The sequence below is a fragment of the Paenibacillus sp. V4I9 genome, from assembly GCF_030817295.1.
Classification (GTDB): Bacteria; Bacillota; Bacilli; order Paenibacillales; family NBRC-103111; genus Paenibacillus_E.
Window position 1 is genome coordinate 5734891 of the sequence record NZ_JAUSZE010000001.1, and the last position, 16140, is coordinate 5751030.

A 16140-nucleotide genomic window follows, 5' to 3' on the forward strand; every position below is an offset into this window, starting at 1 on the left:
CTTAAAATATGGTCGGCATACTTTCATCCGGATCAAATTCGCCTACTTTAATTTCCCCAATTTCTGAAATTAATGTAGAAAGCTTCGTTGACAGATCAATTTCGTATGGTTCCTTTAGCTCTTGACCGGATTGATCCTCAAGCACGCGAACGATCGGCCTATGAGGTACGGTTACGTTTAACTTAGATACGATGCCAAACTCCCCAGTATTCAATCGAACGGTTATGCCTAATGGGTAAATCGCGATTTTATCACGGAATAAGGCAATCTGACTTTGATCATACATCGTGCCTGAGCCCGCGAACAGTTGCTCCATAGCTTCATGCGGCAGTAAAGGTCTTCTATATACTCTTGTTGTCGTCATAGCATCATAAGAATCGACTAACCCAACCCATTTGGCAAATTCGTTGATTTCTGTACCTTGAATCCCACGCGGATAACCGCTTCCGTTAATTCGCTCATGGTGCTGAAGAGCACAATGTGCAGACAAAAGAGGAATGTTCGGTTCGTCTTTCAAAATGTTAAAACCGTATGTCGTATGATTCTTCATCTCGGTAAACTCTTGCTCGGTCAGTTGCGAAGGCTTGCGAAGAATACCAAGTGGTACTTTCGTCTTACCAATATCGTGAAGCAAAGCGCCTAATCCGAGTGTTTCAAGGTTCTCACGACTGTACCCAAAGCTAATTCCCAGCATGATGGCATAAATACTTACATTCACAGAATGCTGAAATAAGTAATTATCCTTCACATTCATATTATTGAGCATAACCATAGCCCCTTGATGAGCGCTTAGATCGTCAATAATCATTTTCATCACATCACGGAAATTACGTCCGATATCATAATAATGAACGGCTCCGCGTTTGTTCGAGTCTTCCATAACCTTCTTAAAGGTGTTACGGATTTCGAGAACAGCCTTCGTTCTCGTTTCATCTTGAATGACATCCTCTTGAATGATGTCATTGGTCCGAGAATCTTGAATATATATGTAGTCGATTCCGTATGTAAAAAGTCGATCAATGAGTCTCTGAGAAAGCTCAACATTAACGGCCAGCAGGACCATACCATCGTCGTTGTAAATATTCTTGGCCAACCTCATTCCAGGATGACACATGTTGATCGGCATTAACAGCATTTCAGGACCCCCGAATAGGTGAGCGTTACTTTCTATCTAAATGTAATAGATTTCACAAAAAAGTTCAATAAAAAAAACCGCATCATTCGACGCGGTTCGATAAATGAAACAGTAATTATTACTTTAAGAACATATAAAGAGCGAAAATAATGGCTACCGCAAACCGATAGTAAGCAAAATACGTTAATTTCATATTTTGAACAAACTTGATGAAAGAAACAACAGCCAACAAAGCAACGATGAATGCAACGACAAAACCGACTATAAAGAAACCTAAGTCATTCGAAGAAAGTGCTTCGTAGTTTTTAAGAAAGTAGACACCTGAAGCTCCAAACATAATTGGAATCGCCATAATAAAAGTGAAGTCGGCAGAAGCAGCGCGGCTTACGCCGGACAGCATTCCACCCGCGATTGTCGATCCAGACCGGGAGAATCCTGGCCAAATGGAAACTAATTGCCACAAACCGATGAAGAACGCTTGACGATAAGTCAAATCATCCAAAACTACAGCACTCGGCTGTTCCTTCTTCTTCTCTGCAATGATTAACAGGATACCTCCAAGAACAAGCCCAATCAACACGGTAGTTGCGTTAAAAAGCTTCTCGTCGACGATATCATTAAACAAGACGCCGATGATCCCTGCTGGAACGATCCCAATAAGAATATGCAGCAAGTTTAGTTTCTTTCCTGTCTTACTCTCGCTTTTCCTTTTCGCTAACCCGAATAAAGATAAAATCCGTTTCCAATAAATGAGGACGACGGCCATAATGGCGCCAAGTTGGATGACAAAATCAAAGGTTTTCATTACTTCATCATTTTGGGTGTTTAATAAGCTTTGTGCTAGAATCATATGCCCCGTAGAAGAAACCGGTAAAAACTCGGTCAATCCCTCTACGATCCCAATGATGATCGCTTCAAAAATAGTATGCATGGTTTCCCCCTATGAGTTGAGAGTTTATAGATGTACTCCTGTCCAATTATCTATTCTACCTGTAACTTGGTAGATCTGACAACTCCTTCGACAAAGGTCGTGGTTGTTCGACTTATTCATTATTAGTAGGAGGTCTTCTATCCGTAAATCGTAGGAAATGACTGCTTACTATCGCATCTTCATCACGAAGCTCAGAAGCTAGTACATCACGGATAAATTCAGGCAGCATATACGTCACCTGCTTACCGCGGCCGAGTGATAAGTAACCTGAGCCGAAAGTAAACATGTCGATCGTACCAACGACATAGTCACGGCTAAGGTCTAAAGGCTCATCGCCCACGTTCACAGCGATGATGCGTTCGTAAGGTGCTTGGGTGCTGTCGGTCATGACGGTCAATCCGTCGACACACAGCACGCCCAGCACCTCGCCACGGAAGCCGAAGCCGCGGATCGGCTTCTCCATGAACTCGCCAAGCAGCGACTCTTCGAGCGCTTGGAGCAGGTCTGCCCCGCTGAGCAGCATGCGGCAGGGGTTGATCGGCCCCGGGCAGATTTCCAGCAATCTGCCTCGTGTCAGGCGCCCCTCCTTCAGTCCCTGAAGGAGTTGGCCGCTATTGACCAGCCCGATCTCGGCGCTGGTCCAGCGGCGAATCCCTGCGGCAAGCAAGTTGCCTAGCGGGGATTCACCGTACCAATCAAGGCGCAGCGGTTCCCGCAGCTGCGCCACCTCCGCATCCAGCGCCGCTGCGCTGGCGATGCGGTAGTGCTCCAGCAGCGTGGTAACACTGCTGTCTTCTTCACTTGCGTCCGTCATAGGGACGACGCGCCCTTGGAGCTCCACGATCCGGCGCTGCGCCGGATCGTAGGCAAGTTCAATATGGCCGGCGTACTGACCGAACTTGCCGGCGGCGCAAATATAGGTGCCGCCGAGCAGGAGCGGCTCCTCAAGTACATGATGCGTATGGCCGCCGAGGATCACATCGATGCCTTCCAGCTCCTCAGCCATGCGTTGATCCGAGCGCAATCCCAAGTGGGACATGACAATAATGATATCCACCCTTGGGCGCAGAAGCCTAGTATAAACCTTTACAGCTTCGATTGGGTCCGTTACATACCATCCAAGCAATTCATAGTACGCTTGGTAAGCAGCTGTTACCCCAATGATGCCAATGCTGAGACCCGATTTCTCAATCGTAAGTGTAGAAAGCATCCAATCCGGCGTCTTATTCGTCGCCACTTCTACAATATTGCTTCCTATAATTGGGAATTTGGCATGCTCCTTCACAACCGTTCTTAACAATTCCGGTGTGAACGTTAGCCCTTCATTATTACCCATGACCATCGCTTCGTAGCCGGTCGCGTTCATAATTTCCAAGTTGGCAGAAGCATTCGTGCCTTCCGTTTCAGGGCGCATCCTGTCCATATGATCGCCAATATCAAGTGTCAATACCTGATCAGCTGGCCACAGCCGACGTACGCGATCAAAGTATGCGCTAATTTTGGGCATCTGTTCAAAATGACTATGAATGTCATTCGTATGTAAAATAACGAGTCGTTGCAAGGGCTCAGACACTCCGTTCACCTCTTTTCTTTGTAAGTCAGATCCGAAGCATGTCTAATCTTATGCAGCAGAATCTCCTCTCATTTCTTGAATTTTAGCTCATCAAGTGCCACTCTGTTTTTGAAGCCGAAAGTCGCTTCTTCCCCGAGCGCCTGATCATGAAGAAACCATATTTTGACAACACTTTTGACATTGAGACATTCACTGCTGCCATCTGGCACATAAAGACGAATCGGATAACCTTTCTTGAGCGCCTGTCCATCTTGCGCGTATAGAATTAAAGCAGAATCTAATTGTGACCAAGGCATTAGTGCTTCAAATTCGTCTACTGCCTCCACTTTCAGATGCGTAGGTTCTTCAGCATGCCCCTCATTACGGCTTCTTTTCCAGCTCCGATACCACGATTTCAAATCAAAGGCATCTCCCTGCACATTCGGTACACGGTCCTGGAGTGATAACTGCTGCTCAGCAAGAGCAACCATCTCGGATATCGTGAATGCTTCATTTTTTATATGTTGGTCTGACACTTGTATGCGTAAATCTTCTTGCATGAATACATTTCCCCTTTCATCCCTAAACGCCATTTGTGATCCAAATGCTCTACCCATTATACCATTTTCAGGTCAAAATATGATATGCTGTAAGGGATTCCAACAACTAAGCCATTAGGAGCAGAGCCGTGAACATACACATCCAACTCTTTGCAGGATTGGTAGACCTATTCGGGACTTCCGTCCTAATTATAGATATCGAACAAGAATCCATTTCTATTGAGCAGCTCAAACAGCAGATTACAGCAGCCTATCCGGCAGCTTCCACTCCACTTGCGACCTGTTTTTTTGCTAAAAATCAAGCCTATGCCGGAGATCAGGACATCGTCACCGCTGCAGATGAAATTGCACTGATTCCCCCTGTGTCAGGCGGTCAACCATCTAAGTATGAAATCACCCACGATACGATTGATCCAGCCGAGGTAGCTTCTAAAGTCAACCACCCTAATCACGGCGCTTCGCTTGCCTTCATAGGGACAACAAGAGAGATGACCTATGGGCAGCGGACCGTCCTTTTGGAATATGAAGCTTATATACCGATGGCACTCAAAACCATGGAAACCATCGGTGAAGAGATAGAAAATCAGTGGCCAGGCACGCTTTGTGCAATTACACACCGTTTGGGCAAGGTCGCTATTGCCGAAGCTAGCGTCGTTATTGCCGTTTCATCCCCGCATCGAGTCCATTGTTATGAAGCGAGTCGGTATGCGATTGAACGCCTGAAACAAATCGTACCCATTTGGAAAAAAGAAATATGGGAAGATGGTTCGGAGTGGAAAGGTAGCCAAACAGGTCCCTGGAACCCGCTCCAAACGCCGCAATTCGAATAAACCAGACTGGAGATGACCACACTTGGACACACATCTACATATAGATCAAAATGATGGCGTTGATACGCGCTATTCCAGACAAGTCCTGTTTTCCCCCATTGGCAAAGAAGGACAGCGCAAACTCGGGGGAAGTCGAGTTGCTATCGTAGGAATGGGTGCTCTAGGCACCGTTCTTGCCAACCATATGGTTCGCGCAGGGGTCGGTTACGTCCGATTGATCGATCGTGATTTTGTCGATACTAGCAACTTACAACGGCAAATGCTATACGATGAAGAGGATGCAGCTAGCACTACACCCAAAGCGATTGCTGCAGCAAAACGGTTACAACTCGTGAATTCACAGGTAACGATTGAACCTCATGTAACCGATCTGAATTCCTTGAATGCTGAACAGCTGTTAAGTGATGTAGATTTAATTCTAGATGGAACCGATAACTTCTCGGTTCGCTTCCTCATTAACGATGTGAGTATCAAACTAGGAATTCCTTGGATTTATGGCGGTGCGGTCGCCTCTAGAGGAGTCTCTTTGACGATCATCCCGGGACAAACACCTTGCCTTCGCTGCCTTTTCTCACAAGCACCCGCCGCAGGCACAACTGAAACCTGCGATACTGCTGGCGTTATTGGCGGAATCATTCATGTTGTAGCTTCCTTTCAAGCAACGGAAGCTCTTAAATTGCTTGTTGGCGCGAACGAACAGCTTAATCTTAGAATGCAGCAATGGGACTTATGGTTCAATCAGAATTCGGCGATTAGTGTAGCAGGTGCGCTTAAATCAGACTGTCCCGCCTGCGCAATGAAGCAGTACGATTACTTAGAAATCGGTGTGGAAAGTGACACGATTCAATCCTTATGCGGTCGTAATTCCGTCCAGATTCACCCGGTAATTCCTTCCGATAAACCGCTTGAATATTGGGAAGAGCGATTAAAACCACTTGGTCCTGTAGAGAAAAATCGCTTCCTTTTAAAATTCCAAGCAGCCCCGGATTTGCACATGATCATCTTTCCAGATGGCCGTGTTCTCATCCAAGGAACCGAAAATTTAATTCAGGCTAAAAGTCTTTACAGCCGATATATTGGGATGTAGTATAACTATATACCTACGGATTATAGGACTAGGAGAGGAGCTTCTATGCGTATACATGTACTTCAACTTATTGTTGGTGATAAACTTATTTCTGATTCCTACAATATGGTAGGACTTCATCTTCTTTCATCAGGCACTGTCGTCGATGCGGGAGATATTTTGATGCTCAATCGCCACAGTGTAGAGTATGTAGACATACACCCTAGAGGGAATGAAGCCGTAAATAAGCTTGAAGAGCCAACAGTCCGCCAAGCAAATAGCAAGCAATTACACTCTTTTAACGATGCAATCACCGGTATAAAAGATTTATTTGCTGCCGTCGAAAACGGGGAATCTATTGATAATGAACTTATAGAATCCGCTTTCAATCCGATGATAGAAAGCTTTCAAGAAGAGAAAGACGTTGTTTCGTTACTGCTTTCTTTGAACAGCAACGATGATTATACGTACCAACACAGTGTGCAAGTAGGTATGTTATCCTACTATATTGCCAAGTGGATGAATAAAAGCGAGAAGGAAGCCCTTCATGTTGGAAAAGCAGGCTATCTCCACGATATTGGCAAAAGCAAAATCCATTCGGACATTCTACATAAGCCTGCAAAGCTAACCAACGATGAGTACAATGAAATTCAGAAACATACGATATATGGTTATGATATCATCAAAAAATCCTTTAATGACAATACCCTTGCTCTCGTTGCTCTAGAGCACCATGAACGTATGGATGGTACAGGCTATCCTTTACGCAAAAAAAGTACAGAAATCCATTCGTACTCACTTATAATTTCGGTTGCAGACGTTTACAGTGCTATGATCTGCAACCGGGTTTACCAGCAAAAACGTGATCTTTTGATCGTACTAAAGGAACTGCACCGCATGAGTTTTGGTCAGCTTGATCCGAAAATAACGCAAGTATTTATCCGCAACATGATTCCTAATTTTATCGGTAAGAAAGTGTCACTCAGTGACGGACGCGTCGGTACGATCGTCATGACAAATCCAACTGATATCTTCCGACCGCTCATTAACATTAATAATCAATTCTTGGATCTATCACTGCTTGGCGACGTAGAAATAACGAAAATCGCGATCTAATTAAATAATAAGACTGCTAACTGCAATTGCGATTCCAATATAGACAGCAGCTAGCAGCGTGCCAACCGCTACATTCCCTTGCTTTAGTTGATCAGATAGCTTCACACCAGGTGTAAGCCAATCAAAGATCCAATACGAAGCAACCAAACATACATACCCTACCGCGAACCATAAGCTCATATGCCAAATCGATGAATTTGTGTAAGCTGCAATAGCTAAAACAATCGCCGTAGCTACAAATTTACCACCCATGGTAATGCCGACAGCTACATTGCCGTTGTTTATTTCCTCCATATCGCGGTAGGGCGTCATTAAACTAAACACATACATACCTGCGAATTGCAGCAGCACAATCACAAATAAACTAATTACAATATCCAAAACAATCATTCTGCCCACCCCCGAAATTTCGCCATGGATTGATCAAAATTGCTGTAATCGTGTACTTCCTCTAGAATAACCTGTACTTCCTTCTTGTTTTTAAAGCTTACATAGCGTTCCTCAGGAATGGGCTGCTTCACTTTCTGTCCTGTTGGTAGATCAGTAACCGCGAAATAGCGGAATTTGCCATCCTGCTCCGTTTTGTAAACCCCAACTAATTTCACATCCGTCTTTATTTCTATTTTTAACTCCGCCAAATCTTTTTCAGCTTCTTCTTTCGTTTTAAATGTCTTAATTGGCTTCCATTGCGAAAGTGTCACATCGTTCTTTCCTTGATTATCCGTTTTCATTGTTGCCTGCATATAGCTCAGTACCCACACTTGGTCCCCTGTAGCAAAATTTTGATCGTTTGAAATCCGTTCATTATTCGGCAGCAGAACCATATCTCCATCCAATAAATCCCCTACTTTTGCCTGCTGTACTTGGTAATCCCACGGTACTTCACCATTCCTATCGCTTGTGCTTGCCGGACTTCCCACCGTCGCCTTACTCAGGACAGCTGGCTTCTTATGAAAAGCACTGCTAATGCCCCAAATGATTAGGATGCATACAACGAAGCCCGCTGCCATTAGCCAAAATCGTCCTTGTTTCAAGACTCTTTCACTCCTATCGCTACAAATTGACTAGCATTTCCTGTAATCATCCCACCCGCTCTACCTAATAATCCACACGGTGTTCCATTAAGGACAAAGAGACCTGTTAATAAATGTTTATTTCCATGAGCAAAAGTTAGCTCGGGCAAATCGGCTCGCTGCTGATACACACGTTTGAAAAACACACTCGTATCAAAGCCAACTTCATCTTTGACCTCTAATTCACCCTGCGTGTTATATAACTCAACCGAGCCGCCTTCTCTACCGAACATGGATTTGGACACGTAATCACCTGTAAGATCAGGCGTCATATAAGTAGGCAGCATATAGGTCCTTATTGCCTCATGTTCATCTGAGGTGAACAATACTGCGCCTTCCTCATGCAAGCCCCATATGATGGCTTGCAACCCTTTAGACTGCAAGATGACCGCGTGCAATGGATTGAAAAGTTGTATGAGTTGTTCTTCAATCGCATAGGAGAAGGCCTCTCCTCCATCATCAATGCCCATCCACTCCTTCGGATATAGCGCAAACATTTTGCTGATGATTTGGTTCTCTCCGACCTTAACGACGCCTTCGTCGATCCATAAATCCAAGCAATCGACACAGGTCACCCTTCTTCCGCTATGCGCTACAAGTGCATCTATGGTTCCTGTATCTTCAACATGCTTTCCATATGCGATGCAGGCAGCAAAGTCAGGCGCTTCGATCTCCCACGCTGAGCGGATTAGTTCTTTCATAGCACGGTTCGGTGATTCTATTCCCATTTGATCACATAACCAGGGTGTAGCGATCGCTGCTTCTACATACCCCGTAGGTGTATCTGCGTTCAGCTCTAAAAGCTTAATTTCACCTTGCTGATTCACGGTAAAATCAAATCTTGCATATCGACTAATGAAGCCCGCGGCATCGGGCTCGAGCCGATCTAACCCATCCCACAGCACTTCAGGAATAGATAAGAGCTCATATAAATCCCTCTTCCCTTTTACATAACGAACCGTCTTATCAAACACGCGCCACAAAACTCCAGCTGCATTAATAAGTTCTACGTATGCATGTCGCTGCATGACCACAAGTTGGTCAATCCAGTACGCTTCATCTTCCATATCTGCCCATGTAAAACCAAGGCTCGCCAGCTGCAGCACCCTATGATCTCTGTCGGCAGAAGGTGTTCCTATGACTTCATATATCACAGAAATTAACCTCCTGAACTGGAGCTTGACGAAGAGCTGAAACCACTTGATTTACCGCCAATACTACCGGAAGAGGTTGAGGTTGATTTGGTACTTGACGATGACTTATTATTGGATGTAAACGTGCCAGTTCCACTTGAGGTTGTTGGTGTCTTCGTTGTGGATCGATTCGAGAACGAACTCGGTTGATAGGTTTTCGTCACATATGGTGTATTGGAACGATAATGATAGGAGCGGTGATTGCTTCCCCAACTACTCGATGAGTAAGGACTTACCGTATTAAAGATCAAATGGTACAGTAATAGATCATCCCAGCCAAAACCACCACCACCGGATACCTGATTCACAATGATTGGGGTTGTACTTCCTCCTGAGCCCGTTGAGCTCCCCCCTGCTACAGGCGTAGGAGACGGAGAAGGCGACGTCGTTTTATTATCCGATAGCACAGGCACGGGCAAACTCCAGTCAACTGAAGGGTCGTAATAAGCTTTGACGTCTTCTGAAGACCATTCAACCAGCTTAGATGATCCTGCTCCAGCAGCACTCGGGTTAGGAGACTCCGCGGCATGCGCTGATAGCAGCAGCAAATGACTAACGAGCATGATGCCTATAGAGGTTGAAAGCACTTTAAGCGGTCGTTTCACTGCCTTTTCCCTCCCCCTTCTGAGCCTACTGTAACCAACAAAAGCTCAAAAACATTAAGATCTAAGTTCAGTCTTCCTTCGATCATTTCATATTCCTTACCGCCAATAAGAACAAAGTTAGCTACATTTAAGGCCTGAATGAGTTGTTCATCCCATGGGCGTTCACTAATTTTTTGCAGTTGTCCGTCCACTAATTTTTCGAAGAGCGTAATATTCATCGTTTCATCTTCCTCCATTCAAGACTTCATACTAGATAAAACGCACGAACAGAACTTTTGTTTCAGTTCAATGAAAAATAAAAGAAGTCTACCCCTAAGGATAGACTTCAACGGACTAATAAGCTACACGTTTTGCTCGTAGAAACGTTGATTTCCAATACGCTTTATTGATATTAGTAATCTGAACGCCATCCTTTGGTTTAGGTGAAGCATGAAGCATTTGCATGTTGCCTATATAAATACCAACATGTCCAATTGTTTTATTGGTTTTGAATCGACCTGGTACATAGAAAAACATCAAATCACCTTTGCGTAAGGACTTTCGGCTAACCAAATTTCCTTGCGCCGCTTGTTGACGAGCAAGCCTTGGTAGCTTTACACCATATTTTCCAAAAACATATTGAGTAAATGTCGAGCAATCAAATTTTCCTGTTTGCGGATAAGGTCCTGTGCCGAATAAATATTTCACACCTAAATATTGCTTGCCTTTGTTAATCATTGAATTAATATCAATGTTCTTTAGAACCGGAATTACTTCTTCATGATTATTAGGTGACCACACCTCAAGGTCATCCTCATCCTGTAGCATTGATGCCGGGTTCGCTCCCGTACCTTCACCTTTGAAAGGATCCGTTGGATCATCGCCAAACTCAAGCTCCGCTGTGTTACCGCGGGGGTCAGTGTCATCTTCACGCTCAATTGGAGCAACCGGAGCAGCATGAATCAACAATTGGCCATTCTGTACTTCATATGACATATCTTCTTGAAACAAATCTGCCAAAGCGGAGACTGGCAAGTAAGCCGAATCACCTTCCTTGATAAAGGGTTGGCTAACTCGGATTTCTGCACCATCTTTCATGGCTTTCGTCGAATTCATCGTCACTTCGAAGTTTGCGTCATTATCGCCAATTAACAGCTTCTGATTTCCTTCTTCCCAGTTTGACTGGAACTTTAGGGTTTGGATGAGTTCACGTGCAGCTACATAATTTACATTGTTAATCACTTTAATGGGTACAACAGCGTCATCATTACCTAATGTCGTTCCTTGTCCTGCTTGTGACAAGCTTTGAGACTGCATATTGCCTGTTCCTGACTGTGCGGTAGGATTCTGCGTTGGTGCTGCATTATTGGGTCTGACATTATTCCTCCCACAAGCGGTTGTAGTTGCCATCATGACTACTATGCTACCAATTGCTGCTACTTTCAGTTTTTTCCACATCGCTTCTATTCTCCTTTAGGAACACATAATTATCCTCTATAGAGTGAGACAAGTGGCTTATAAATATGCATAAAAGGCCATTTGAACGGCTTGGATCATCTTGGGAATATATTGAATGAAAGAGTGATTGATATGGCAGGTTTTCTGATCAGAGAGACTTATTTGCTAGACAAGTATTCACTTTAAAAAAAGCGTGCCCGAGGATCTCGGGCACGCTTTAAGTTGTACATATCGATTAACCGATGGAACCTTCCATCTCAAATTTAATGAGACGATTCATTTCTACGGCATATTCCATCGGAAGTTCTTTCGTGAACGGCTCGATGAAGCCCATAACGATCATTTGCGTCGCTTCAGCCTCAGTAAGACCGCGGCTCATGAGGTAGAACAATTGGTCCTCAGATACCTTGGATACTGTTGCTTCATGCTCAAGCGTAATGTTGTCGTTCATGATTTCGTTATAAGGAATCGTATCTGACGTTGACTCGTTATCGAGAATCAAGGTATCACATTTGATGTTCGCTTTGGAACCTTGTGAGTTGCGTCCAAAGGAAGCTAGACCACGGTACGTTACTTTACCACCGTGCTTGGAGATCGATTTGGATACGATCGTTGAAGTTGTATCAGGCGCCAGATGCGTCATTTTCGCGCCAGCATCTTGGTGTTGTCCTTTACCAGCTACAGCGATGGAAAGAACCATCCCTTTAGCGCCGCGGCCTTTCAGCACAACAGCAGGGTACTTCATCGTAAGCTTGGATCCAATGTTACCATCGACCCATTCCATTGTAGCGCCTTCTTCTGCAACCGCACGTTTGGTAACGAGGTTGTAGATGTTCGGTGCCCAGTTTTGAATCGTTGTGTAACGCGCACGGGAGTTTTTGAGACATACGATTTCAACTACCGCACTATGAAGGGAGTTTGTGCTGTAAATAGGAGCTGTACAGCCCTCTACATAATGTACAAAACTTTCTTCATCCGTAATGATCAATGTACGCTCGAATTGCCCCATGTTCTCGGAGTTAATACGGAAGTACGCTTGTAAAGGAACTTCACATTTCACGCCTTTAGGGACATAAATGAACGAACCGCCGGACCATACCGCACTATTCAACGCAGCGAATTTATTGTCGCTCGGTGGAATAATAGTTCCGAAATATTGTCTGAACAGCTCTGGGTATTCCCGAAGAGCCGAATCCGTATCCGTAAAGATAACGCCTTGGTCTTCAAGTTCCTTTTGCATGCTGTGGTAAACAACTTCAGATTCATACTGAGCAGATACACCAGCTAAGAATTTTTGTTCCGCTTCTGGAATACCAAGTTTGTCGAATGTTTCTTTAATTTCTGTAGGAACTTCTTCCCACGTTTTGCCTTGCTTCTCAGACGGTCTTACATAGTACTGGATATCATCGAAATCCAGATCATCCATATTTCCGCCCCAACGTGGCATTGGCATTTTGAAAAATTGCTCCAGGGATTTCAGACGAAACTCAAGCATCCACTCAGGTTCGCCTTTAATTCTGGAGATTTCTTCAACGATTTCACGAGTTAAGCCTTTACCCGATTGAAAAATCGATTTGTGCTCATCTCTAAAACCATATTTGTAATCCTCGAGATCTGGCATTTGTTTAGCCATGGTTGATTCCTCCTTAGAATTTTTGTGCAGCAAAAACAGCTTTTCTAATCTATGCATCGCTTTTGCGTTAATTATCGGTTTTTTGAGAATGTTCAATCCCTTTGCGAAGTGCGTTCCATGCCAGGGTTGCACATTTAATACGTGCTGGGAATTTATTTACCCCAGATAACGCCTCAATATCTTCATATTCAAATTCGACAGGTTCGCCCTTCATCAAGCCAGAAAAACCATCAGCCATCTTCAGCGCCTCTTCGATGGTCTTACCTTTGACCGCATCCGTCATCATGGATGCAGAGGATAAGCTAATCGAACAGCCTTCACCTGTGAATTTAGCCATCTTCACGATACCATCTTCTACCTGCATCTGCAGGGAAATCTTATCACCACAGGTCGGGTTATTAAGATCAATGGTAACTGCTTCGCCAGACTCAAACTTCCCACGGTTGCGCGGTGTTTTATAGTGATCCATAATCACTCTACGGTATAAATCATCCAATTGCATGGCCGAAGTACTCCTTTGTTTTTTGTAAGGCCAACATAAGTCGGTCAATATCCGCTTCCGTATTGTATAGGTAGAAGCTTGCACGAGCCGTAGAACTCACTTCAAGCCATCTCATTAAAGGCTGACAGCAATGGTGACCGGCACGCACAGCAACTCCTTCCGCATCCAGAACGGTTGCCACATCATGAGGATGCACATCGCCTAGATTAAACGTTACGAGTCCTGCACGATTCGCAGTAGGGCCATAGACAACCAGATCTTCGATCTGGGTCATACGCTCCATTGCATAATTCGTGAGCTGAATATCGTGTTTATAAATATTGTCCATACCGACTTCTTGTAGAAAATCGATTGCCGCGCTGAGGCCAACAGCTCCAGCGATGATTGGTGTTCCACCTTCAAACTTCCAAGGCAGTTCTTTCCATGTTGACTCATAGAGATCCACATGATCAATCATCTCGCCGCCAAATTCAACGGGCTCCATATTCTCCAGCAAGGCCTTCTTTCCATACAATACCCCGATTCCGGTAGGGCCACACATCTTGTGACCGGAAAGCGCGTAGAAGTCGCAATCCAAATCTTGTACATCCACCTTCATATGTGGTGTGCTTTGTGCGCCATCGACCATCATCTTCGCTCCATGCTTATGGGCGATTTGGGCGATTTCTTTGATCGGATTTACGACACCCAAAACGTTGGATACATACACAACCGAAACAATTTTCGTACGATCGGTTATGGTGTTTTCAACATCTGTAAGCGAAATCGAACCATCAGGCTGTAAAGGAATATATTTTAAAATAGCGCCTGTTGCCTTGGCAGCTTGCTGCCATGGAATCAAGTTGCTGTGATGCTCCATCGGTGTAAGGACGATTTCATCGCCTTCACGCAATACGGATTTCGCATAACTGCTTGCTACAATGTTGATCGCCGTTGTCGTACCTCTAGTGAAAATGATTTCCTGCTCACTGGATGCACCGATGAACTTAGCCACTTTGGTTCTGGCTCCTTCGTACGCATCCGTTGCACGGGAACCTAGGGTATGAACCCCGCGGTGAACGTTCGCATTGTCCCACTCATAATAGTGCTTCAGTGCTTCAATCACCTGAATAGGCTTCTGGGAAGTTGCAGCACTGTCCAAGTACACCAGCGGATGACCGTTCACTTCTTGCTTCAGAATGGGAAAAAGTTCACGTATCTCCGAGGTATTCATTGTCCCAGCTTCCTCTCCACTAAGCTTTGCAGCTGTACTTCAACGCTCTTAATTGGAATTTCGGAAACGACTGGAGCTAAGAATCCGTAAATAATTAAGCGCTGAGCTTCTTCCTTCGTAATCCCACGAGACATCAGATAGTGAACTTGCTCAGCATTTACTTGGCCAACACTCGCCGCATGACCAGCTTTAACATCATCCTCATCAATAAGAAGAATCGGATTCGCGTCGCCGCGCGCTTTCGGGCTGAGCATAAGCACTTTCTCTGTTTGTTGACCGTTACAGCCTGTTGCGCCTTTTTCGATCTTCGTAATCCCGTTGATGATCGCTGTGGAGCCATCTCTCATTACGGCACGAGTAATCATGTCGCTTGTCGATGCTTTGCCCCAATGAACAGCGCGTGTTGTCAAGTTCAACTTCTGCTCCTGAGTTCCTACACAGATCACTTTAGCATCGGAGTCGGAACCTTTGCCTTTGAGGATCGACGTTGTATCAGAAAGGGTGTTGCCGTAGTTCATTTCACCAACTACCCACTGAATGCTCGCATCGTTTTCGATGATCGCACGGCGGTAAGTCAAGTCCGTAACGGACTCTTCCAAGTTATGAACGGATGCATAGTTAACGCGCGCACCTGGCTTCACGAATACTTCAACGATCCCGTTTTGGACCATTGGAACACCTGATACGGAAGATACAAAATTATCTACATAAGTAACTGAACTAAACTGTTCAGCAACAATCAAGACATGTGGTGCAAAAGTCGCTTCGGCATCATCGGTTACAAATAACGCTTGCAGCGGAAGGCTCACTCGAACGTCTTTCGGTACATAGATGAAAATGCCACCGTTCCATAGAGCAGCATGCAAAGCTGTTAATTGATTTTCGTTGGCTTCTACAGCTTTCATGAAGTATGACTTCACCAAATCCGCATGATCACGAATTGCAGTTTCCAAATCGGTGAAAATAACGCCTTGCTGTTTCAATTCCGCCGATACTTGGTTGAACACGATACCGGAGTTGCGTTGCACGATCAAGTTTTCGGAATTGGCTAATCCTTTGGCAACTTCGGGTAAAGCATCGAGGGATGTCAAAGGGGCTTGCAATTTATAGGAACCATAGGAGGAGATGCTCCAACGGTCAATTCTCGTCTTTTCTAGCGTAGGTAATTCCAAAGAATTCGCTAACGCTAACCCTTCTGTACGAAGGGCAGTCACCCACTCCGGCTCTTGTTTGCTGCGGGAGAGCTCGATGATAGCATTAGTATCTATGGAAAGTGTTGTTTGAATGCTCATGG

17 protein-coding genes are annotated in these 16140 nt (G+C 44.8%); 3 read left to right on the plus strand and 14 right to left on the minus strand.

Annotation, left to right across the window (positions count from 1 at the left end; all coding sequences use genetic code 11):
• Position 1: 1 nt before the first annotated feature.
• The 4 genes from QFZ81_RS26615 to QFZ81_RS26630 all read right to left on the minus strand — a co-directional run bounded on the left by QFZ81_RS26615 (position 2) and on the right by QFZ81_RS26630 (position 4178).
• Positions 2 to 1135: an HD-GYP domain-containing protein gene (locus QFZ81_RS26615; protein WP_307439802.1), complete on the minus strand. Its 1134-nt coding sequence runs from the start codon at positions 1133 to 1135 to the stop codon at positions 2 to 4.
• A gap of 118 nt (positions 1136 to 1253) precedes the next feature.
• Positions 1254 to 2066, minus strand: a complete 813-nt coding sequence (locus QFZ81_RS26620) for an undecaprenyl-diphosphate phosphatase (protein ID WP_307439799.1) — start codon at positions 2064 to 2066, stop codon at positions 1254 to 1256.
• A gap of 112 nt (positions 2067 to 2178) precedes the next feature.
• Positions 2179 to 3639 carry a bifunctional metallophosphatase/5'-nucleotidase gene (locus QFZ81_RS26625; RefSeq protein ID WP_307605380.1) on the minus strand — a complete coding sequence of 487 codons (1461 nt, stop codon included), beginning with the start codon at positions 3637 to 3639 and terminating at the stop codon, positions 2179 to 2181.
• Between the two features lie 68 nt (positions 3640 to 3707).
• Complete coding sequence (locus tag QFZ81_RS26630; RefSeq protein WP_307439792.1) at positions 3708 to 4178, minus strand: hypothetical protein; 471 nt, start codon at positions 4176 to 4178, stop codon at positions 3708 to 3710.
• A gap of 128 nt (positions 4179 to 4306) precedes the next feature.
• Here QFZ81_RS26630 and QFZ81_RS26635 point away from each other — a divergent pair, with 128 nt between their 5' ends.
• Genes QFZ81_RS26635 through QFZ81_RS26645 form a run of 3 tightly spaced genes read left to right on the plus strand, consistent with a single transcriptional unit; the run spans position 4307 to position 7190 of the window.
• A complete protein-coding gene (locus tag QFZ81_RS26635) occupies positions 4307 to 5008 on the plus strand; it encodes a molybdenum cofactor biosynthesis protein MoaE (protein WP_307439790.1) in 702 nt (233 codons plus the stop codon).
• Between the two features lie 22 nt (positions 5009 to 5030).
• On the plus strand, positions 5031 to 6095 hold the full coding sequence (locus tag QFZ81_RS26640) for a ThiF family adenylyltransferase (protein WP_307605381.1): 1065 nt from the start codon (positions 5031 to 5033) through the stop codon (positions 6093 to 6095).
• Between the two features lie 45 nt (positions 6096 to 6140).
• On the plus strand, positions 6141 to 7190 hold the full coding sequence (locus tag QFZ81_RS26645) for an HD-GYP domain-containing protein (RefSeq protein ID WP_307605382.1): 1050 nt from the start codon (positions 6141 to 6143) through the stop codon (positions 7188 to 7190).
• Here the strand turns inward: QFZ81_RS26645 and QFZ81_RS26650 are convergent, their stop codons facing one another.
• From QFZ81_RS26650 to sufD, 10 genes are all read right to left on the minus strand, one after another.
• Positions 7191 to 7580, minus strand: a complete 390-nt coding sequence (locus QFZ81_RS26650) for a DUF350 domain-containing protein (RefSeq protein WP_307605383.1) — start codon at positions 7578 to 7580, stop codon at positions 7191 to 7193.
• A complete protein-coding gene (locus tag QFZ81_RS26655) occupies positions 7577 to 8224 on the minus strand; it encodes a signal peptide protein (protein WP_307439781.1) in 648 nt (215 codons plus the stop codon). Before QFZ81_RS26655 ends, QFZ81_RS26650 begins: the two co-directional genes overlap by 4 nt.
• A complete protein-coding gene (locus QFZ81_RS26660; RefSeq protein WP_307439779.1) occupies positions 8221 to 9417 on the minus strand; it encodes a glutathionylspermidine synthase family protein in 1197 nt (398 codons plus the stop codon). Before QFZ81_RS26660 ends, QFZ81_RS26655 begins: the two co-directional genes overlap by 4 nt.
• A gap of 5 nt (positions 9418 to 9422) precedes the next feature.
• Positions 9423 to 10061 carry a hypothetical protein gene (locus tag QFZ81_RS26665; protein ID WP_307439776.1) on the minus strand — a complete coding sequence of 213 codons (639 nt, stop codon included), beginning with the start codon at positions 10059 to 10061 and terminating at the stop codon, positions 9423 to 9425.
• Entirely contained in the window at positions 10058 to 10279 is a 222-nt protein-coding gene (locus tag QFZ81_RS26670; protein ID WP_307439775.1) for a hypothetical protein, read from the minus strand. The genes QFZ81_RS26665 and QFZ81_RS26670 overlap by 4 nt, the downstream gene beginning before the upstream one ends.
• 115 nt (positions 10280 to 10394) lie before the next feature.
• Entirely contained in the window at positions 10395 to 11498 is a 1104-nt protein-coding gene (locus QFZ81_RS26675) for a C40 family peptidase (RefSeq protein WP_307439772.1), read from the minus strand.
• A gap of 235 nt (positions 11499 to 11733) precedes the next feature.
• A complete protein-coding gene (sufB, locus tag QFZ81_RS26680) occupies positions 11734 to 13131 on the minus strand; it encodes a Fe-S cluster assembly protein SufB (RefSeq protein WP_047676683.1) in 1398 nt (465 codons plus the stop codon).
• Between the two features lie 67 nt (positions 13132 to 13198).
• Positions 13199 to 13633 carry a Fe-S cluster assembly sulfur transfer protein SufU gene (sufU, locus tag QFZ81_RS26685; RefSeq protein WP_171642966.1) on the minus strand — a complete coding sequence of 145 codons (435 nt, stop codon included), beginning with the start codon at positions 13631 to 13633 and terminating at the stop codon, positions 13199 to 13201.
• Entirely contained in the window at positions 13620 to 14846 is a 1227-nt protein-coding gene (locus QFZ81_RS26690) for a cysteine desulfurase (RefSeq protein ID WP_307605384.1), read from the minus strand. Before QFZ81_RS26690 ends, sufU begins: the two co-directional genes overlap by 14 nt.
• Positions 14843 to 16138 carry a Fe-S cluster assembly protein SufD gene (gene sufD / locus QFZ81_RS26695; protein WP_307605385.1) on the minus strand — a complete coding sequence of 432 codons (1296 nt, stop codon included), beginning with the start codon at positions 16136 to 16138 and terminating at the stop codon, positions 14843 to 14845. The genes QFZ81_RS26690 and sufD overlap by 4 nt, the downstream gene beginning before the upstream one ends.
• Positions 16139 to 16140: the final 2 nt, after the last annotated feature.